We start from the raw sequence: 18,155 nt of genomic DNA on the forward strand, positions 1-18,155 counted from the left end.
GAACGTTCTATGAAGGTGACGTTTTCTAATAGCCGAAGATGATTCAGTAGCAGCCTGCCGTAGCCTGTTTTTCCTCCGTTCGACTGTTTCGGCTGCAAAGTGCCAAGCTTGATCTGTGTGATTGCATTTAGCGGCCATGGCGGCAGCCTTTGTCAGGCGCGATGTGGTATGCCCGTCCCGCCCCACAGCGTCGAGAGCCCTCTACCTCTGTTCGAAACAGCACAGCATGGGCACCTGTCGATTTCTTCACTGGACCGCGAAACCATGCCTTTGTATAACCGGCTTACGCTCGATAACACAAAAGCGAGGGCGGAACTTTGAAAACACTTATTGTGTTCGGCGCTCTGATGTTGAGCATGCCTTTGTATGCTGCTCAACTGGAACTGCAACTCGGCGAGAGCAGCCGCACCTGGCAAACCGAAGAATTGCTTACCCATCCCCAGTTGCAGGCCATTACTGTAAAAGACGATGTCTCCTACCACCGGGACATGACCTATAGCGCAGTGCCCTTGGCTGCATTGCTGACCGGAATCAAGCCTGACGATCACCTGCAGGCCGTGGCCCTGGACGGGTTTGCCGCCGAACTGGCGGCCGCCCCGCTACTCAATGACCAAGGCGCACGGGCCTGGCTGGCGATCGAGGACCCCGCCCATCCGTGGCCGCCACTGGCTGAAGGCAAGCCCGGCGCGGGGCCTTTCTATCTGGTATGGACGGATCCGCAGGCTGGAAACATCAGCCCGGAACAATGGCCATTCGAGGTGGCCAGCATCAAGCGCATGGCCTCGGTTGCAGAACGCTTCCCCGCGCTGTTGCCGGCCCCTGCTCTGAAGGTTGACGATCCGATCAATCAGGGTTTTGCCCTGTTTCAGCGAAACTGTCTGGCCTGCCATCGCTTGAACGGTGCTGGTGATGCGCAGTTCGGACCGGATTTGAATATCCCCTACAACCCGACCGAGTACCTGGGAGCGGACTTCCTCAAACGCTACATTCGCAATCCACAGGATCTGCGGCAGTGGCCGCAGGCAAAGATGCCGGGGTTTTCGGAAGCGGTATTGCCGGATGCGGATCTGGAGAAGTTGATCGCGTATTTACAGCATATGGCTGGGCGCAAGGTAAAACCCTGATCGCTTTCGTCATGGTGCGTCAGTAGAACGAAAGGCCCCTCAATGGCACGGTCTTGTGGAGAATCTGGACATCCACTTCAGCCCGCCATACAACTGTCGCCATACCTATGCGACAATGCGCGCTATGTCTGGCATGAACCCCCGCATTTATCTCCCGGCAGCTCGGCCATAACGCGCTGATGCTGCTGTCGACGCATGCGCGATGGATCAACTCGAGCCCGGACTGGAGCGAACCGGAAAGGCTCCTGATTGGCCCTGAATGGATCCCGGCCCAAATAAGCGCACCATAAGCTATTGATAGGTAAAGTAATTGATCTCCACAGCTAACATCACGATGCAGTTCGGCCCCAAACCCCTGTTCGAGAACGTCTCGGTCAAGTTTGGTGCCGGTAACCGTTACGGCCTGATCGGCGCGAACGGCTGCGGTAAGTCCACGTTCATGAAAATCCTGGGCGGCGATCTCGAGCCTTCGGGTGGTCAGGTGATGCTGGAGCCGAACGTGCGTCTGGGTAAGCTGCGCCAGGATCAGTTCGCCTACGAAGAATTCACTGTGCTCGACACGGTGATCATGGGTCACGAAGAGCTGTGGAAGGTCAAGGCCGAGCGCGATCGCATCTACTCGCTGCCGGAAATGAGCGAAGACGACGGCATGGCCGTGGCCGAGCTGGAAACCGAGTTTGCGGAAATGGACGGCTACACCGCCGAGTCCCGCGCCGGTGAACTGCTGCTGGGCCTGGGTATCGGCATCGAACAGCACAACGGCCCGATGAGCGAAGTCTCGCCCGGCTGGAAACTGCGCGTGCTGCTGGCGCAGGCGCTGTTCTCCGATCCTGAAGTGCTGTTGCTCGACGAACCGACCAACCACCTGGACATCAACACCATTCGCTGGCTGGAAAACATCCTGACCCAGCGTAACAGCCTGATGATCATCATCTCCCACGACCGTCACTTCCTGAACAGCGTGTGCACCCACATGGCTGACCTGGATTATGGCGAACTGCGTCTGTTCCCAGGCAACTACGACGAATACATGACCGTGGCGACCCAGTCCCGCGAGCAGTTGCTATCCGACAACGCCAAGAAGAAAGCGCAGATTTCCGAGCTGCAGTCGTTCGTCAGCCGCTTCTCGGCCAACGCTTCGAAAGCCAAGCAGGCCACCTCCCGCGCCAAGCAGATCGACAAGATCCAGCTGGCCGAGGTCAAGCCGTCCAGCCGCGTCAGCCCGTTCATTCGTTTCGAGCAGACCAAGAAGCTGCACCGTCAGGCGGTTGTGGTCGAGCGCATGGCCAAGGGTTTTGATGGTGTACCGCTGTTCAAGGACTTCAGCTTCACCGTTGAAGCCGGCGAGCGCGTGGCGATCATCGGCCCGAACGGTATCGGCAAGACCACCCTGCTGCGCACGTTGGTCAACGAGCTGCAACCGGATGCAGGTTCGATCAAGTGGACCGAGTCGGCAGAGATCGGTTACTACGCGCAGGACCACGCTCACGATTTCGAAGACGACAGCACCCTCTTCGACTGGATGGGTCAATGGACCCAGGGCGGCGAGCAGCTGGTTCGCGGCACTCTGGGCCGCATGCTGTTCTCCAACGACGAGATCCTCAAGTCGGTCAAAGTGATTTCCGGTGGTGAACAGGGTCGCATGCTGTTCGGCAAGCTGATCCTGCAAAAGCCGAACGTGCTGGTGATGGACGAACCGACCAACCACTTGGACATGGAATCCATCGAGGCCCTCAACCTCGCGCTGGAAAATTACCCCGGCACGCTGGTGTTCGTCAGCCATGACCGTGAGTTCGTGTCCTCGCTCGCCACGCGCATCATCGAGCTGAGCCCGAGCGGCGTGATCGACTTCAGCGGTACGTACGATGACTACCTGCGCAGCCAGGGCGTGGCGTTCTAAGCCAGACGCCTCGAATCGCACTTGCTGTACCTGAAACCCCTGCCCTTGCGGCAGGGGTTTTGCGTTTCAGAACCACCCAAACAAAACGGGTGGTATTACTGAGCAGGCTGGCTGAGCATTTCGATCCACAATGCGCCTTTGCCTGACGGCGCTTCACTGACGCGCTTCAATGCGCCGTCCGCTGCGATGCTGTAGCTGCCGACCTTCTCGGCTTTCTCTCCGGTCACCAGCAACCAGCGCCCGTTCGGGGCCACCGCGATGTTGCGCGGCTGCTTTTCCTCAACCGGATAGTTTTCCACGAAGGTGACCTTGCCAGTGGCTGGGTCAACCTTGAACACCGACACACTGCTGCTGGTGCGCTCGCTCGTGAACAGCCATTTGCCGTCTGGCGAAATACGCACGTCAGCGGCCCAGATGCGCGGTGTCGGATCGTCCTTCAAGTCGTTGTTACGCGCATCCCGCGCCTGCCCCGGAGCCAGCTTCAGACGCGCGGGAATGCCGTTGGCTTGGTTGACCTGCTTCAAGCCACCGGTCTTGTCATCGATCGAAAAGGCCGTGACGGTGCCGCTCATTTCGCCGACGACGTAGAGGAATTTGCCATTCGGTGCGAACGCCAGGTGGCGCGGCCCGGTGTTTTCCGGAACCGTCACATAGCCCTCACCGATCGGCACCAGCTTGCCGTCCTTGGGCTCCAGGCGGTATTGCAGAACGCGATCAACGCCGAGGTTGCCTGCATAGGCGAACCGATTGCTGGGGTCGGTGCGTACCGAATGCGCGTGCATACCGGTCTTGTAGGTCTGAATGCTGTCGCTGGGGCGATGCTGGGCGTCGATGGGCTGCACGCTCAGCAAATCGGCGCCATAGGAAGCCCCCATCAAAAAGCGGCCGCTGCGGTCGGTGGACAGGTACGCCAGGCTTTCTGCCAATGGCGCCTGAGCCAAGGGCTTCAAATGCCCGGTCACAGGCTCGATGCTGAAGCTGACCACCTGATACGGTTTGGCGCGCAACGCTGCAAACAGCGCCTTGCCGTCGGGCGATAGCGCCATCGGGTTGACCTGATCGCCTGCCTTGGTCTGCTCGACCAGGCTGAGCGCACCACTGGCGTCGTCCAGTTGGTACTGCGAGATGAGACCATCAGCGGGGCTTGAGATATAAGCGAAGGTCGATGCCTGGACCGGCAGACCGAACGAGCAGCCGACCGCGGCGGCCAGCAGGAGGATTTTTTTCATGGAAAACCTTTTTGTTATTGTTTGTGATCAGTCATCCTATGACTATCCAAACGCAACGGCAACAGCGCCGTGAAGCGATAGATAAACCGTTAGCGTGCTTTCATTTATGGGCAACGCGGGCCATGATGATGCACGCCCACCGCCTGCCAGCGAACGAGCCCGATGCCTGCCTCACCTGAACAATCTGCCGTGCAGCCCAGTTCGATCACGATCACGCTGCAAATCGTTTCCATCGTTCTCTACACCTTCATCGCCTTCCTGTGCATCGGCCTACCGATCGCGGTGCTGCCGGGCTATGTTCATGACCAGCTGGGTTTCAGTCCGCTGATCGCAGGTCTGGCCATCGCGTCGCAATACCTCGCCACCCTGCTCAGCCGCCCCTATGCCGGTCGGGCCACCGATACACTGGGCAGCAAACGCGCGATTGTCTTCGGCCTGTGGGGCATTGGCATCAGTGGCGCAATGACCTTGCTGGCCACTCTGCTTGAGCCTTTTCCCACTGCGAGCCTGTCGATTCTGATTCTGGCCCGCCTGTTTCTGGGCGTTTCCCAAGGACTGATCGGCGTCGGGACCATCAGCTGGTGCATCGGCAAGGTCGGTTCGGAACACACTGCCAAGTCGATTTCGTGGAACGGCATTGCCTCCTACGGCGCCATCGCCATCGGTGCACCACTGGGCGTGGTGGTGATCGACGCTGTCGGCTTCAACAGCCTGGGTATTGCGCTGATCGTCATGGCAGGCCTGGCGTTGTGGCTGATCCGCAACAAGCCTTCAGTGCCCATCATTACCGGCGAACGCCTGCCCTACTGGTCGGTGTTCGGCCGCATTGCGCCCTATGGTTTGGGGCTGACATTGTCCTCCATCGGCTACGGCACCTTGACCACCTTCATCACCCTCTTCTACCTGAGCCGTGGCTGGGAAGGCGCAGCCTATTGCCTGAGCATGTTCGGGGTGTGCTTCATCCTTGCCCGGCTGCTATTCATCGGGGCCATCAATCGACTCGGCGGGTTCAACGCGGCCATTCTCTGCATGGCGGTGGAAACTTGTGGACTGGTATTACTGTGGCTTGCACCGAGCAGCGGCTTCGCGTTGGCTGGCGCGGGATTGACCGGTATCGGTCTGTCTCTGGTCTACCCGGCGCTGGGCGTCGAAGCGATCAAGAGCGTGCCGACGCCCAGTCGAGGCGCAGGTTTGAGTGCCTACGCGGTGTTCTTTGATCTGGCGCTGGCGATTGCCGGCCCAGTGATGGGTGCCATCGCGCTCGGTCAGGGTTATGACTGGATATTTTTCTACGCCTCCCTGCTGTCGGTGAGCGCCTTGTTGCTGACTGTCTGGCTGTCTCGTCGAGCTCGCAAAACCGGCTGAAAACGCTCATTACGCTATAAGCTTTTACCTTCTTGCTCCATAGGTTGCGAATTCAGCCAATCCCTTTGCCGCCGGTCGGTCAACTTCTTGACGCTGAACGGGATCCATCCTTGACTTGAAGGTGCGGCCCTTTCCGTGGGCTGGCAGAGCAGTCGTCGCCAGCCTCCAGCGCGACGTCACTGACGTGGCAGCCGGGCACCCGACGCAACCTTTTCATGCCTCCCTGACCACTTCACAGGGAGAGCAGTCATGACCCTCAAGCAGTTCCCGCAATGTGGCAAAGGCAAACTTCTGACCGTCGCGCTATTGGTGATCGTTTCGCCCTACGCCGATGGCGCGTGCGATCTGGTGTCGACGCCCGGCAGTGACACGCAAACCTGTGACAGCGGCAGCAGCGGCGCAGTGACCTGGTCGGGAGCCAACGACACGCTGATTTTACCTGCCGGTGGCAGCGGCTCGATCAATGGCAACGTCACGTTCGGCCCAGGTCAGGACAGCGTCGACATGAGCTCGGGCCGTATTACCGGTAATGTCATGCAAGGCGCTGGCAGAGACCGGTTCTCACTGTCCGCGGGCATCGTCACCGGCGATATCAGCCAGGGAGCGGAACCGGACACCTTTATCATGAGCGGGGGCAGCATCGGCTCACTGGCTCAGGGCGACGGACTCGATACCTTCCAGATGACGGGCGGCATCATCACCAGAGCGTTCGAGGATGGCGACCGGGCGACCATGAGTGGCGGCAGTATCGGGCGGGTGGACATGAAGCTGGACGACAACCTGTTCGATCTCTCCGGCGGCACGATCATTGGCAATCTGGTCACCGGCTTCGGGCGCGACACCATCAACGTGTCCGGCGGCAGAATCGGTGGCGCAGTCAGCGTCAGTGGCGGTGATGACCGACTGATCCTCAGTGGCGGCGAAATCCTCGGCGGTATCAGGGCCAGCTTCGGCAAAGACCAGTTCACCTGGCGTGATGGCGGCAACGTGACGGGCAGCGTACTGATGGCCGAAGGCGACGACATCGCCCGCCTGTACAACCTGAGCGAGTATTACCTCAGCACCAGCAGCGTGCTCGATGGCGGAACGGGCAGCGATACGCTGACGCTGGACAACACGACCTCGGCAGTGCCCGCCCGCTACCGGCAGTGGGAAACAGTGAATCTGAACAACGGTTCACGGATGGACCTGGCGGGCGACCTGACGTTGGGAGACAGCGCCAGCGGAACCGGGGTTTTGAACATGGATGCCAGCAGTCGCCTGTCATCCGCGTCAGGCGCGATCAGGTCATTCAACAGCGCCACGCCCGCCACGCTGAACAATGCAGGCACCCTGGACCTGAGCAGCGGATTCGCTCGGGACACCCTGACGGTGCAAGGTAATTACACCGGTCTCAACGGGCAGTTGTTATTGCAGTCGGTGCTGGGCGACGACAGCGCCGACAGTGACAGGCTGGTGATCGCCCAGGGTCGAATCGGCGGAGCCACGCGCATGACCGTCATCAACGAAGGTGGTCCGGGCGCGCTGACCCAGAGCAACGGCATCGAAGTGGTCCAGGCCATTCAAGGGGCAACCAGTGACAACGGCGCATTCTCGTTGGAGAACTCGCTGTCGGTCGGGGCGTACCAGTATTACCTGTTCAAGGGCGGTGCCACGGCGGGCAGCGAGAACAGCTGGTTCCTGCGTTCCTCCGTGCTTTCACCACCACTGACGATTGCGAGCCTGCCTGCCGAGCCTGATCCAGCGCCGGAGCCAGCACCTACACCACCATCGCCAACGCCAACGCCAACGCCACCACCTGAGCCTGAATCTCCTGCCGAACCTGTTCCACCAACACCCGAACCAACCATCCCGCAACCTGCAGCCACCCTGCCCGTTCCGGCCGTGGGCACACCGCCACTGCCCGAGCCCCTGCGCGGTGCGGCTCCTGTCGCGCTTTATCGGCAGGAGGTGCCGAACTACTCCGTCATAGCGCCTGCCGCTGCCCTTCTGGCGATGTCCTCGTTAGGCACTTTCCACGAACGCCAGGGCGATCAGCATTTGCTGAATCAACAGGGTGCGAGACCGGCAGGCTGGGCACGTGTATTTGGCAGTGATCTCAAACAGCACTGGTCCGGTACGGTCAGCCCGAGCCTTGACGCTTCGCTTGAGGGCTATCAGATCGGCCACGACCTGTTTGCCTGGCAGCCTGGCGATGGCGCTATCCAGCGGGTCGGCATCTTCGTGGCGAACAATCGCCTGAAAGGACGCATCAAGGGCTTCGCGGGCGGATTCGAGGACACTCGTACCGGCCGATTGAGCCTTCGAGGCGACAGCATCGGCGCGTACTGGACGCTGATCGGTCCCCGCCAAGGCTATGTGGACGCTGTGGCGATGGGCACCCGCCTCGACGGCTCAAGCCGCTCCGAGCGTGGCGTGCGCGTTGATCTCGACGGTCACCTAGTGAGTCTGTCGATAGAGGCCGGTTATCCCTTGCCTGTTGGCGCCAACTGGGTGGCAGAACCGCAGGTACAGGTCATTCACCAGCGTGTCGATCTGGACGATCAGCACGACGGGATATCCTCTCTCGAATTTGATAGCCCGTCCCGAAACACGGGGCGTTTGGGCATACGGTTAAAGGGTCGTTACAGACCCTGGGGAGTGCCCGTAGAGCCCTATATGAGGACCGATCTCTGGCGCGACGCCAATGGCCACGACACCGTTATTTATCAAAGCGCCGACAGAATCAGAACAGAACATGATTCGAAAACCGCGAGTCTGGGTGCCGGATTGGTAGCACAGCCATCTGAAAACCTGGGTGTTTACCTGAGCGCGGATCACAGGCGGGAGCTGAGCGGAAGTGACACACAACAAACAGGCTTCAGCGTCGGGATCAGGCTGAGTTGGTAACCGAGTTGCAGCCAGCGCCCTGCCGCACAAAACCTTTGAAAGAAGAAGGCGGCTTATCGGCGATTGCGTAAAGCCAGTCAAGAAAAGTCGACTGACAGAACGCATCGCCGGCAAGCCGCCTCCCACATGCCCTATGACCCACGACAGGGCACTACTTTCAGTCCTGACGTCCCACAGGCTTGAGAATCAGCACCGCCAACGGTGGCAGATTCAGACTCAGCGACACAGGCTGTCCGTGTGCCTGCTGATCATCAGCCACTACCCCTCCGCCATTGCCGATGTTGGAACCTGCATACATTTCGGCATCGCTGTTGAGCAGTTCGACCCATTTGCCATCGAACGGCACACCGATGCGGTAGTCCATGCGCGGAACCGGCGTCATGTTGGCGACCACCAGCAACGGCTCGCCTTCCTTGCTCCAGCGCAAATAGGCATACACGCTGTTGGTCTTGTCGTCACCGATCAGCCACTGGAATCCCATCGGCTCTGCATCACGTTCGTGCAGGGCCTTTTCTTCGCGGTAGATACGGTTCAGGTCGCTGACCAGCTTCTTCACGCCGATATGATCCGCGTACTGCAGCAGGTACCAGTCCAGTTGCTCGTCGTGGTTCCACTCGCGCCACTGGCCGAACTCGCAACCCATGAACAGCAGCTTCTTGCCGGGGTGGGTCCACATGAATGTCAGGTAGGCGCGCAGGTTGGCAAATTTCTGCCAGCGATCACCGGGCATCTTGTCGATCAGCGAGTGCTTGCCGTGTACCACTTCATCGTGGGAAATCGGCAGGATGAAGCGTTCGGACCATGCGTACATCAGACCAAAGCTCAATTCGCCGTGATGGTGCTCACGATGGATCGGGTCCTGCTCCATGTAGTGCAGCGAATCATGCATCCAGCCCATGTTCCACTTGTAGTTGAAGCCCAGACCGCCCTGTTGGGTCGGTTGGCTGACACCCGGCCACGCCGTGGACTCTTCGGCGATGACCATGGTGCCCGGCGCTTCCAGCGCGACGACGTCATTGAGGTGGCGCAGGAAATCGATTGCTTCGAGGTTCTCGCGACCGCCAAACCGGTTCGGCACCCACTCGCCCGCCTTGCGGGAATAGTCGCGGTACAGCATTGAAGCGACCGCATCCACGCGCAGGCCGTCGATGTGGTAATGCTTGAGCCAGTGCAGCGCCGACGCCAGCATGAAGCCGTGAACCTCGGTGCGGCCCAGGTTGTAGATCAGCGTGTCCCAGTCCTGATGGAAGCCTTCCTTGGGGTCGGCGTATTCATACAAGGCAGTGCCATCGAACTGAGCCAGACCGTGCGTGTCGGTCGGGAAATGCGCAGGCACCCAGTCCAGAATCACACCAATGCCCGCCTGGTGACAGGCGTCGACAAACGCCGCGAAATCTTCAGGCGAGCCGTAGCGTGCAGTCGGTGCGAACTGGGCAAGCAGTTGATAGCCCCACGAACCACCAAACGGGTGCTCCATGATCGGCATCAGCTCGATGTGGGTAAAACCCAGTTCCTTGATGTACGGGATCAGACGGTCTGCCAGCTCACGCCAGTTGTATTGACGCCACTCGCCTTCCTCGTTCTGCTCCATCTGCCACGAACCGGCGTGCAGTTCATAGATCGACAATGGCGCGCTCACGTCGTGAAGGCTGGCCCGCGTCTCCATCCAATGGTTGTCGTTCCAGTTGAAATGCAGCGGTGCGGACACCTTGGAGGCCGTATCCGGCGGCAGCGTCGTGGACAGCGCCATCGGGTCGCACTTGAGCGGCAGAATGCCGTGAGGGCCGAGAATCTCGTACTTGTAGACTTCGCCCGGTTGCAGGCGCGGGACGAAAATTTCCCAGACACCGGTCGGGTGACGCAGACGCATCGGGTGACGACGGCCGTCCCAGTTGTTGAAACTGCCGACCACCGAGACGCGCCGGGCATTCGGTGCCCAGACGGCAAAACGCACACCGTCCACGCCACCGACGTTGGTCACCTGCGCACCCAGGCAACTGCTCAGGTCGCGATGATTGCCTTCGGCAAACAGATACAGGTCCATTTCGCCGAGCAACGGGCCATAGCTGTAAGGGTCTTCGGTGATCTGTTCGCCGCCTGCCCAGTTGATTTTCAACTGGTAGGGCTGAGCGTGTTCAAGATGACCGATGAAGAAACCCGGGACTTCGCTCATCTCAAGCTCGCCCAGTTCGCGCCCGTCATCCGGCGCGAGCAGACGCACACTCAGGGCGCCCGGCAGGTAGGCGCGGACGAACTGCCCGCTGCCACCATCGCCATGCGGGCCGAGAATCGAAAAAGGGTCACGATGTTCAGCACGGATCAACGCATCCATGTCCACTGCGGCGGGCATCGCCTGGCGACGCATACCGGTTTTGTCAGGTGCATTCATGTTGGCTCTCCATCAGACAGGTGCAGCAATCCACGCAAGCCTTGCAGCGGCACAGCCAGCCAGGTCGGGCGATTCTCGGCTTCGTAGATTACTTCATAAGCGGTTTTTTCCAGGGTGAACAGTTCCAGCGCGGCGTCCTCCCCGTTTGAATCTTTCCAGGTGTGGGCCATCTCGGTGGTCGCTGCGCGATAACCTTCGATGAATGCCTCACGGGCCTGAGACAAATACGTACTGGCAACGCGTTTGCGGGCGGCAGCAGCCTCCTCGGAAGTGTCCACGCTTTGCGCGCTGCGTACGGCCATGGCGGCAGCGTAGTCGAACGAGCGCAGCACACCACTGACATCCTTGAACGGGCTGTGCTTGGCGCGACGCTCGCTCAACGCACGCGCAGGCTCGCCCTCGAAGTCGATCAGGTACGCGTCACCCTTGACGACCAGCACCTGACCCAGGTGCAAGTCCCCATGGACGCGGATGCGCAGACCGCCTACCGAGCGCTTGGCGAGACGCGCAACATGCTGCGCGATGGCCTTACGCTGGGCGACCAGATCGTCCACCAGCTGCTGATCATCGGCACCGAGGTCGTCTTTGCGCTGCTCAAGCAGTTGCAAGGCTCGATCCAACTGAGCCACCACGCTTTTTGCCGAGGCGTCGCCATCTTCCTGGCGGGTCACTTCCACGGCGAAATCCGGGTTGTCGGTCGCTGCGGCCAGAATCTGATGCATCTCACCCAAACGCTGCCCCAGGCTGCGGGAGAAATCGGCCAATTCAAGCAGCGCGTTGTAGTGCTGCTCCTGCTCGGAAACACCATGCGCGAGTTCATCACGAACGGCGCGCTCCAGATTGTTCTGGGTCCACTCCCATGCATCACCCTGATTGCTCAGATAACCTTGGGCGATCATCAGCAGATGCGGCTCACCGTCATGCCCTACGCGGACCACAGAGCCCAGCAGCGGCGAGATGTTGCGATAGCCTGCATTGGTCAGGAACGCGCCCATTTCCAGTTCCGGGTGGGTACCGGCGCTGACTTTACGGATCATCTTGAGAACCAGACCGCTGCCCACTACCACCGAGCTGTTGGACTGCTCGGCCGACAGGTAACGCACTTCGGATTCGTTGTTCAGCCCCAGCGGCGCGAGTTGCGCGGTTTGTTCAAAGCGCAGCTCGCCGTCATTGCAAGGGATCACGGTGTCGGCCTGCATGCCTTGAATCACTGCGCGAATGAAAGTTTCAAGCGTGAAGGCATCGGTGATCAACCCCACCTGACGGCCACGGCGGACCCTGGCCAGCGCCAGTTGCTGGGGCAGTGCGCTGTTGATTTCCTCTTCCGCCAGCAGGCCGAACGGCAGTTGGTAGCGTTCGGTCTGTTCGCCTGCAGTAACTTCGATCTCGTTCAGCAGGACCGGATGTGCCGGATCGCCAAAACGAACCGCGTAGGCAATATTGACCCGCTCGATGGGCTTGTCCTTGCCTGCGAACCACCGGCGCTTGGGCATGTAGACCGCCAGTGAGGTGTTTTCCATGGTGCTGCGGAGCGGCTCGTCGAGCAGCTCCTCCAGACGCTTCTTGAGCACCAGGGTCGGGAAGTCCGGCATGCTTTGTGCCGGTTCGACGTGCCAACTGGGCATTTGATTCTCCGAAGCCAATAGAAACCAGTAAAAACCGTAAGGCGGCAGCGTGAGCAAATAACTCAGCTGGCCAATCGGCGGAAATGCGCTGCCACCCAGCATCTCGACGGGAACGGTGCCGGCATAGGCCGACAGTTCAAGTTCTGCGGCCTGGGCTGCGCTGGAGACGTTGGCCACGCACAGCACGATTTCGCTGTGGCCATCGGGTCCGGTGTATTCGCGCAGGTACGCCAGAATCCTGCGATTGGAAGGCGACAGCATCTTGAGCGTGCCGCGTCCGAATGCTTTCTGCTGCTTGCGCACAGCCAGCATGCGGCGATTCCAGTTAAGCAGCGAATGCGGATCGCGCTCCTGACTTTCGACGTTGACCGATTGAAAGCCGTACATCGGGTCCATGATCGGCGGCAACACAAGGCTGGCCGGATCGGCGCGGGAGAAACCGCCGTTGCGATCAATGGACCACTGCATCGGCGTACGCACGCCATCCCGGTCGCCGAGATAGATGTTGTCGCCCATCCCGATCTCGTCGCCGTAATAGAGGGTCGGTGTGCCCGGCATGGACAACAGCATGCTGTTCAGCAACTCGACCCGACGACGATCACGCTCCACCAGAGGGGCGAGACGACGGCGGATGCCAAGGTTGATCCGCGCACGACGATCCGCAGCGTAGTAATTCCACAGGTAGTCACGCTCACGATCCGTGACCATTTCCAGGGTCAGTTCATCGTGGTTGCGCAGGAAAATCGCCCACTGGCAGTTTTCCGGAATTTCCGGGGTCTGACGCAGGATGTCGGTAATCGGAAAGCGGTCTTCCTGCGCCAGCGCCATGTACATGCGTGGCATCAACGGGAAGTGAAAGGCCATGTGGCACTCATCGCCGTCAGGCCCCTTGCTGTCACCGAAGTACAACTGGGTGTCTTCCGGCCACTGATTCGCTTCCGCCAGCAACATGCGGTCCGGGTAATTGGCGTCGATCTCGGCCCGAATCCGCTTGAGAACCTGATGGGTCTCCGGCAGGTTCTCGTTGTTGGTGCCATCGCGCTCGATCAGATAAGGGATCGCATCCAGACGCAGACCGTCGATGCCCATATCCAGCCAGAAACGCATGACTTCGAGCACGGCGTTCATCACCGCCGGATTGTCGAAATTCAGGTCCGGCTGATGCGAATAGAAGCGGTGCCAGAAATACTGCTCCGCCACCGGATCCCAAGTCCAGTTGGACTTTTCAGTGTCCAGAAAGATGATGCGCGTGCCGTCGTATTTCTGATCGGTATCCGACCACACATAGAAATCACGTGCCTTGGAGCCGCGCTTGGCATGCCGGGCCTTCTGGAACCACGGATGCTGATCCGAGGTGTGGTTGATGACCAGCTCGGTGATGACACGCAAGCCGCGCTTGTGGGCCTGAGCGATGAAACGCTTGGCGTCCGCCATCGTGCCGTAGTCGCTGTGCACGTCGCGGTATTCGGAAATGTCGTAGCCATCGTCCCGACGCGGCGATGGGTAGAACGGCAGCAGCCAGATCGTGTTGACTCCAAGCGCGGCAATGTAGTCGAGCTTGTCGATCAGGCCCGCGAAATCGCCGATCCCATCGTTATTGGAGTCGTAGAACGATTTCACATGCACCTGGTAAATCACCGCGTCCTTGTACCAGAGCGGATCTTTGATGAATGCCGCGTCATCGGGCTTTTTTGCCATGGCTGACTCCTTGCAGTTTTACTGTGCGACCTGGATACGCCAGATACCGAAAGGTTGATACGACGGGTCAATGCGCATCCACTGCACCTTGCCGTACCAGTTCCAGCGGTGACCGGTCATCAAATCCTCACCGGACGTCACTGCATCGTCTGGCAAGCCCATTTCCCAAAGCGGCAACTCGAAGTTCGCTTCCTGAACGTTGTGCGGGTCGAGGTTGACCGCGACCAGCACAAAGTTGCTCCCATCAGCCGAACGCTTGCCGAAATACAGGATGTTGTCGTTCCAGGCATTCAACAGCTTCAGGCCCAGATGGGTCTGCAGCGCCGGGTTCTGGCGGCGAATACGGTTGAGCTGGGCAATCTCGGCAATGATGTTGCCCGGCGCGGTGAAGTCACGAACCCGAATCTCGTACTTCTCGGAGTCCAGGTATTCTTCCTTGCCGGGGATAGGCGCGGCTTCGCACAGTTCGAAGCCCGAATACATGCCCCACAGCCCCGAGCCCATGGTTGCCAGTGCCGCACGGATCAGAAATCCGGGCCGCCCTGACTCATGCAGGAATCGCGGGTTGATGTCCGGTGTGTTGACGAAGAAGTTCGGCCGGTAGCAATCACGCCATGGCACCTCGTTCAGCTGGGTGAAGTACTCGGACAGCTCGGCCTTGGTGTTGCGCCAGGTGAAGTAGGTATAGCTCTGCGAGTAACCCACCTTGCCCAGGCGGGCCATCATCGCAGGCTTGGTAAAGGCTTCAGCGAGGAACATCACGTCAGGATGCTGACTGCGCACTTCACCGATCATCCATTGCCAGAACGGCAGCGGCTTGGTGTGCGGATTGTCGACGCGGAAAATCTTCACGCCCTCCTCGACCCAGCCCAGCACGATGTCACGCAGTTCCAGCCACAGACCGGGAATGGCGTCGGGTGCGTAGAAGTCGACGTTGACGATGTCCTGGTATTTCTTCGGCGGGTTTTCCGCGTAACGAATGGTGCCGTCTGGACGCCACGAGAACCAGCCCGGATGCTGCTTGAGCCACGGGTGATCCTGAGAACACTGAATGGCGAAATCCAGGGCGATTTCCAGACCATGATCCGCTGCAGCGGCAACCAGGCGACGGAAGTCTTCACGGCTGCCCAGTTGTGGGTGGATCGCCTCATGACCGCCGTCCTCGCTGCCGATGGCGTAAGGGCTGCCCGGATCATCGGGGCCTGCGGTCAGGGAATTGTTGGGGCCTTTGCGGTGTGCGCGACCGATCGGATGGATCGGCGGGAAATAAAGGACATCAAAGCCCATGTCACGAATCATCGGCAGGCGCGAATGCACGTCGTTGAACGTGCCATGGCGGGCCTTGTCATCGGTGATGGAGCGCGGGAACAGCTCGTACCAACTGGCGAACTGGGCCAGCTCACGCTCAATGTCGAGCGGGAACTCTGCACTGCGGCTGAGGAACGCATGATTGTCAGCCTGTTTCATCAGGCCTGCGGTTTCGCTGTGCAGCAACAGGGCAACCTTCTCGTCGTTGTCCGACTCGCCCAGACGCTGCAACACACGCTCGATGGCATGACGTTGCTCATCCTGGCTACGTTCCGCTGCATGAACGAGGTGGATGCGACCTTCCTCCAGCTCCAGTTCAATGGGCACGCCCGCGCCGAATTTCTTTTCCAGCTCGTAGCGGTAGCTGCCGAACTGATCAATCCAGGCTTCCAGGCGAAAGACATAGCGGGCCACGGAGGTCGGCGTGAACTCACCGACCCAACTGTCGTTGCCCAGTTCGCGCATTGGCGCACTGTGCCAGTGTTCTTCATCTGCAGCGCGCCAGACAATGTTGACGGCCATCTTGTCGTGACCGTCTGCGTAGACCTTGCTGGTGACCGTCACCGGTTGGCCGACGATACCTTTCGCCGCAAACAACCCGCCATCGATCACCGGCAACGTGTCTTCGATCACGATGCGGGGCAACTGCAGGGCTTGGGTCAATGACAAGGGACGACTTGGGTGCGGAACTTCTGAGGCCAGGGAATCCGGGCCGTATGACTGTTCATTCATCGAGCATCACTCCTTCACGCCCCAGGGACGCTCCTGTGCATTCCATGCAATTGAAAAATTAACGATACGGCAGCACAAATCCCCCCTGCGCTGACAACTCGCCTGATTCGGCTGCTTAGGTTCCGAGCGGTCTGCGTGACTAAAGTTCAAAGGTTTTGAGCAGAGGGGTGACGACGTTTCAGAGCATAGCCCAGCAATGGACAAGTCAACCTCGTCAGACGATATGCCCACAGCCCACGGCAGCGTTGCGATTGGATTGAATCATCGGTAAAGCATGGCAGTCGAAGAAAAGCCAACAGGCCAACAAGGAGGCTGAAGCCATGAATATTCCAACGCCACCGGAACCGTACGACCCGAACATCGATGCCCCTCCCGTCCCGGTTCCCCCTACAGAAGTACCACCGCCTGAACAGGAGCCTCCGACGACAGTGCCTCCGGTCATCGACCCGCCTGCCGGTGATCCGCCTGTTCAGGAGCCGCCAGTCATTATCTGATCGGTCTCCGGCCCGCGACTAGGGATCCTCCGACCCGTTCTTCCTGGCAGGAATGCCTTTGGACGGGTCAGTCCGCTCGATGATGTGCGGCACGAAGCGAAGAATGCCAAGGGCCAGAAAGGTGCTGAGTATGGCGGTCATCTCACGGCCCATTCCCGCCGACACGCCAATTGCGGCAGTCATCCACAGACCGGCCGCCGTGGTCAGGCCTTTGACCTGCGCCACGTTTCTCGCGTTTTCCTTGAGGATGGTTCCAGCGCCCAGAAAACCGATCCCGGCGACCAACCCTTGAATCACCCGACTCAACGCGTCGTCATCGGCGCCGCCCAGGCGTGGCACCAGAACGAACAGCGCTGCGCCCATCGACACCAGCATGTGGGTGCGCACGCCAGCGGCCTTGCCGCGGTTCTCGCGCTCGAAACCGAGAATACCGCCCAACAGTGCGGCCACCGTCAGACGGACTGCCACCCGTGTCATTTGTGATGCGTCGGTAACGTCCGAAAATTCCGACTGCAGCGTTGTCACGACTTCCTGCCACCATGCGTTCATCGTCGCTCCTTGAAAAAAGGACCGACGTTATTGACCTCGACGATGTGACAGAGTGCCGGTCAGCGACCGCCCGCCAGATCAATGAACGTACCGGTGGCGTAGGAAGCCTTGTCCGACAGCAGCCACAGAATCGCCTCGGCAACTTCCTCGGCGGTGCCACCACGCCCCATCGGCAGCGCGCCTTCAAGCTTGCTCACGCGGAAGGGATCGCCACTGAGCGCATGGAAGTCTGTGAAGATGAAACCCGGCCTGACGGCATTGACGCGTATGCCGTCTGGAGCGACCTCTTTGGAAAGGCCGAGAGTGAAGGTGTCCAGCGCTCCCTTGGAAGCCGCGTAATCGACATATTCCCCGGCCGACCCCAGTCTGGCCGCTGCCGACGACACATTGACGATACTGCCGCCCTGCCCGCCATGGTGCGGAGACATGCGCAGCAACGCATGCTTGCTGCAGAGCATGGGGCCGACCACGTTGCTCATCATCATTTTGAGCATGCGGAATTCCGACATTTCTTCGACCCGGCAGGCCTGAGCCAGCGTACCGGCGTTGTTGACCAGATGCGTCACGCGCCCAAGCTCGGCATCGACACGGGCGAACAGTCGGATGATTTCGTCTTCGTTGCTGACGTCCGCCTGTACGGTGATGGCCTGGGCGCCCTGAGCCCTGACCTGCGCGCAGGTTCTTTCGGCAGCGGCATGATCAGACAGGTAGTTGATGCAGATGCGGTAGCCCTGAGACGCAGCAAGAATGGCCGTGGCTGCGCCAATCCCCCTGGAGCCTCCCGTGATGATGAGAACTTTTTCCATGGATGGCTCTCTTGTGTTTCTCAAACTGACCGTGAACACCGGGCACG

General features: G+C 59.9%; 11 protein-coding genes and 1 pseudogene. 6 read left to right on the plus strand and 6 right to left on the minus strand.

Annotation, left to right across the window (positions count from 1 at the left end; translation table 11 throughout):
- The first annotated feature begins 347 nt into the window (after positions 1–347).
- From AO065_RS01355 to AO065_RS01360, 3 genes and pseudogenes are all read left to right on the plus strand, one after another.
- Positions 348–1,124: a c-type cytochrome gene (locus AO065_RS01355; RefSeq protein WP_043302787.1), complete on the plus strand. Its 777-nt coding sequence runs from the start codon at positions 348–350 to the stop codon at positions 1,122–1,124.
- 70 nt (positions 1,125–1,194) lie between these two features.
- Positions 1,195–1,414, plus strand: a pseudogene (locus AO065_RS27675) (hypothetical protein); the annotation flags it as partial.
- A 20-nt stretch (positions 1,415–1,434) separates the two neighbouring features.
- A complete protein-coding gene (locus AO065_RS01360; protein ID WP_004884468.1) occupies positions 1,435–3,024 on the plus strand; it encodes an ABC-F family ATPase in 1,590 nt (529 codons plus the stop codon).
- 95 nt (positions 3,025–3,119) lie between these two features.
- Here the strand turns inward: AO065_RS01360 and AO065_RS01365 are convergent, their stop codons facing one another.
- Positions 3,120–4,253, minus strand: a complete 1,134-nt coding sequence (locus AO065_RS01365; protein ID WP_004884467.1) for a lactonase family protein — start codon at positions 4,251–4,253, stop codon at positions 3,120–3,122.
- 162 nt (positions 4,254–4,415) lie between these two features.
- Here AO065_RS01365 and AO065_RS01370 point away from each other — a divergent pair, with 162 nt between their 5' ends.
- Together AO065_RS01370 and AO065_RS01375 are read left to right on the plus strand one after the other, a co-directional pair.
- On the plus strand, positions 4,416–5,618 hold the full coding sequence (locus AO065_RS01370; protein WP_004884466.1) for an MFS transporter: 1,203 nt from the start codon (positions 4,416–4,418) through the stop codon (positions 5,616–5,618).
- A 249-nt stretch (positions 5,619–5,867) separates the two neighbouring features.
- A complete protein-coding gene (locus AO065_RS01375) occupies positions 5,868–8,507 on the plus strand; it encodes an autotransporter family protein (RefSeq protein ID WP_004884465.1) in 2,640 nt (879 codons plus the stop codon).
- 157 nt (positions 8,508–8,664) lie between these two features.
- Here the strand turns inward: AO065_RS01375 and glgB are convergent, their stop codons facing one another.
- Genes glgB through AO065_RS01390 form a run of 3 tightly spaced genes read right to left on the minus strand, consistent with a single transcriptional unit; the run spans position 8,665 to position 16,259 of the window.
- Positions 8,665–10,896 (minus strand): 1,4-alpha-glucan branching protein GlgB, encoded by a 2,232-nt coding sequence (gene glgB, locus AO065_RS01380; RefSeq protein ID WP_004884464.1) that lies wholly within the window; start codon positions 10,894–10,896, stop codon positions 8,665–8,667.
- Positions 10,893–14,219: a maltose alpha-D-glucosyltransferase gene (gene treS, locus AO065_RS01385; protein ID WP_004884463.1), complete on the minus strand. Its 3,327-nt coding sequence runs from the start codon at positions 14,217–14,219 to the stop codon at positions 10,893–10,895. Before treS ends, glgB begins: the two co-directional genes overlap by 4 nt.
- An 18-nt stretch (positions 14,220–14,237) precedes the next feature.
- Complete coding sequence (locus AO065_RS01390; RefSeq protein ID WP_004884462.1) at positions 14,238–16,259, minus strand: alpha-1,4-glucan--maltose-1-phosphate maltosyltransferase; 2,022 nt, start codon at positions 16,257–16,259, stop codon at positions 14,238–14,240.
- 320 nt (positions 16,260–16,579) lie between these two features.
- Here AO065_RS01390 and AO065_RS27235 point away from each other — a divergent pair, with 320 nt between their 5' ends.
- Complete coding sequence (locus AO065_RS27235; RefSeq protein ID WP_162999879.1) at positions 16,580–16,753, plus strand: hypothetical protein; 174 nt, start codon at positions 16,580–16,582, stop codon at positions 16,751–16,753.
- A gap of 18 nt (positions 16,754–16,771) precedes the next feature.
- On the opposite strand, the gene AO065_RS01395 is transcribed toward AO065_RS27235, so the two are convergent.
- Together AO065_RS01395 and AO065_RS01400 are read right to left on the minus strand one after the other, a co-directional pair.
- Positions 16,772–17,302, minus strand: coding sequence for an MgtC/SapB family protein (locus tag AO065_RS01395; RefSeq protein ID WP_004884460.1), 531 nt, complete (start codon positions 17,300–17,302; stop codon positions 16,772–16,774).
- Between the two features lie 59 nt (positions 17,303–17,361).
- On the minus strand, positions 17,362–18,108 hold the full coding sequence (locus AO065_RS01400) for an SDR family oxidoreductase (protein ID WP_004884459.1): 747 nt from the start codon (positions 18,106–18,108) through the stop codon (positions 17,362–17,364).
- Positions 18,109–18,155 lie beyond the last annotated feature (47 nt).

The sequence above is a fragment of the Pseudomonas viridiflava genome (assembly GCF_001642795.1).
Classification (GTDB): Bacteria; Pseudomonadota; Gammaproteobacteria; order Pseudomonadales; family Pseudomonadaceae; genus Aquipseudomonas; species Aquipseudomonas viridiflava.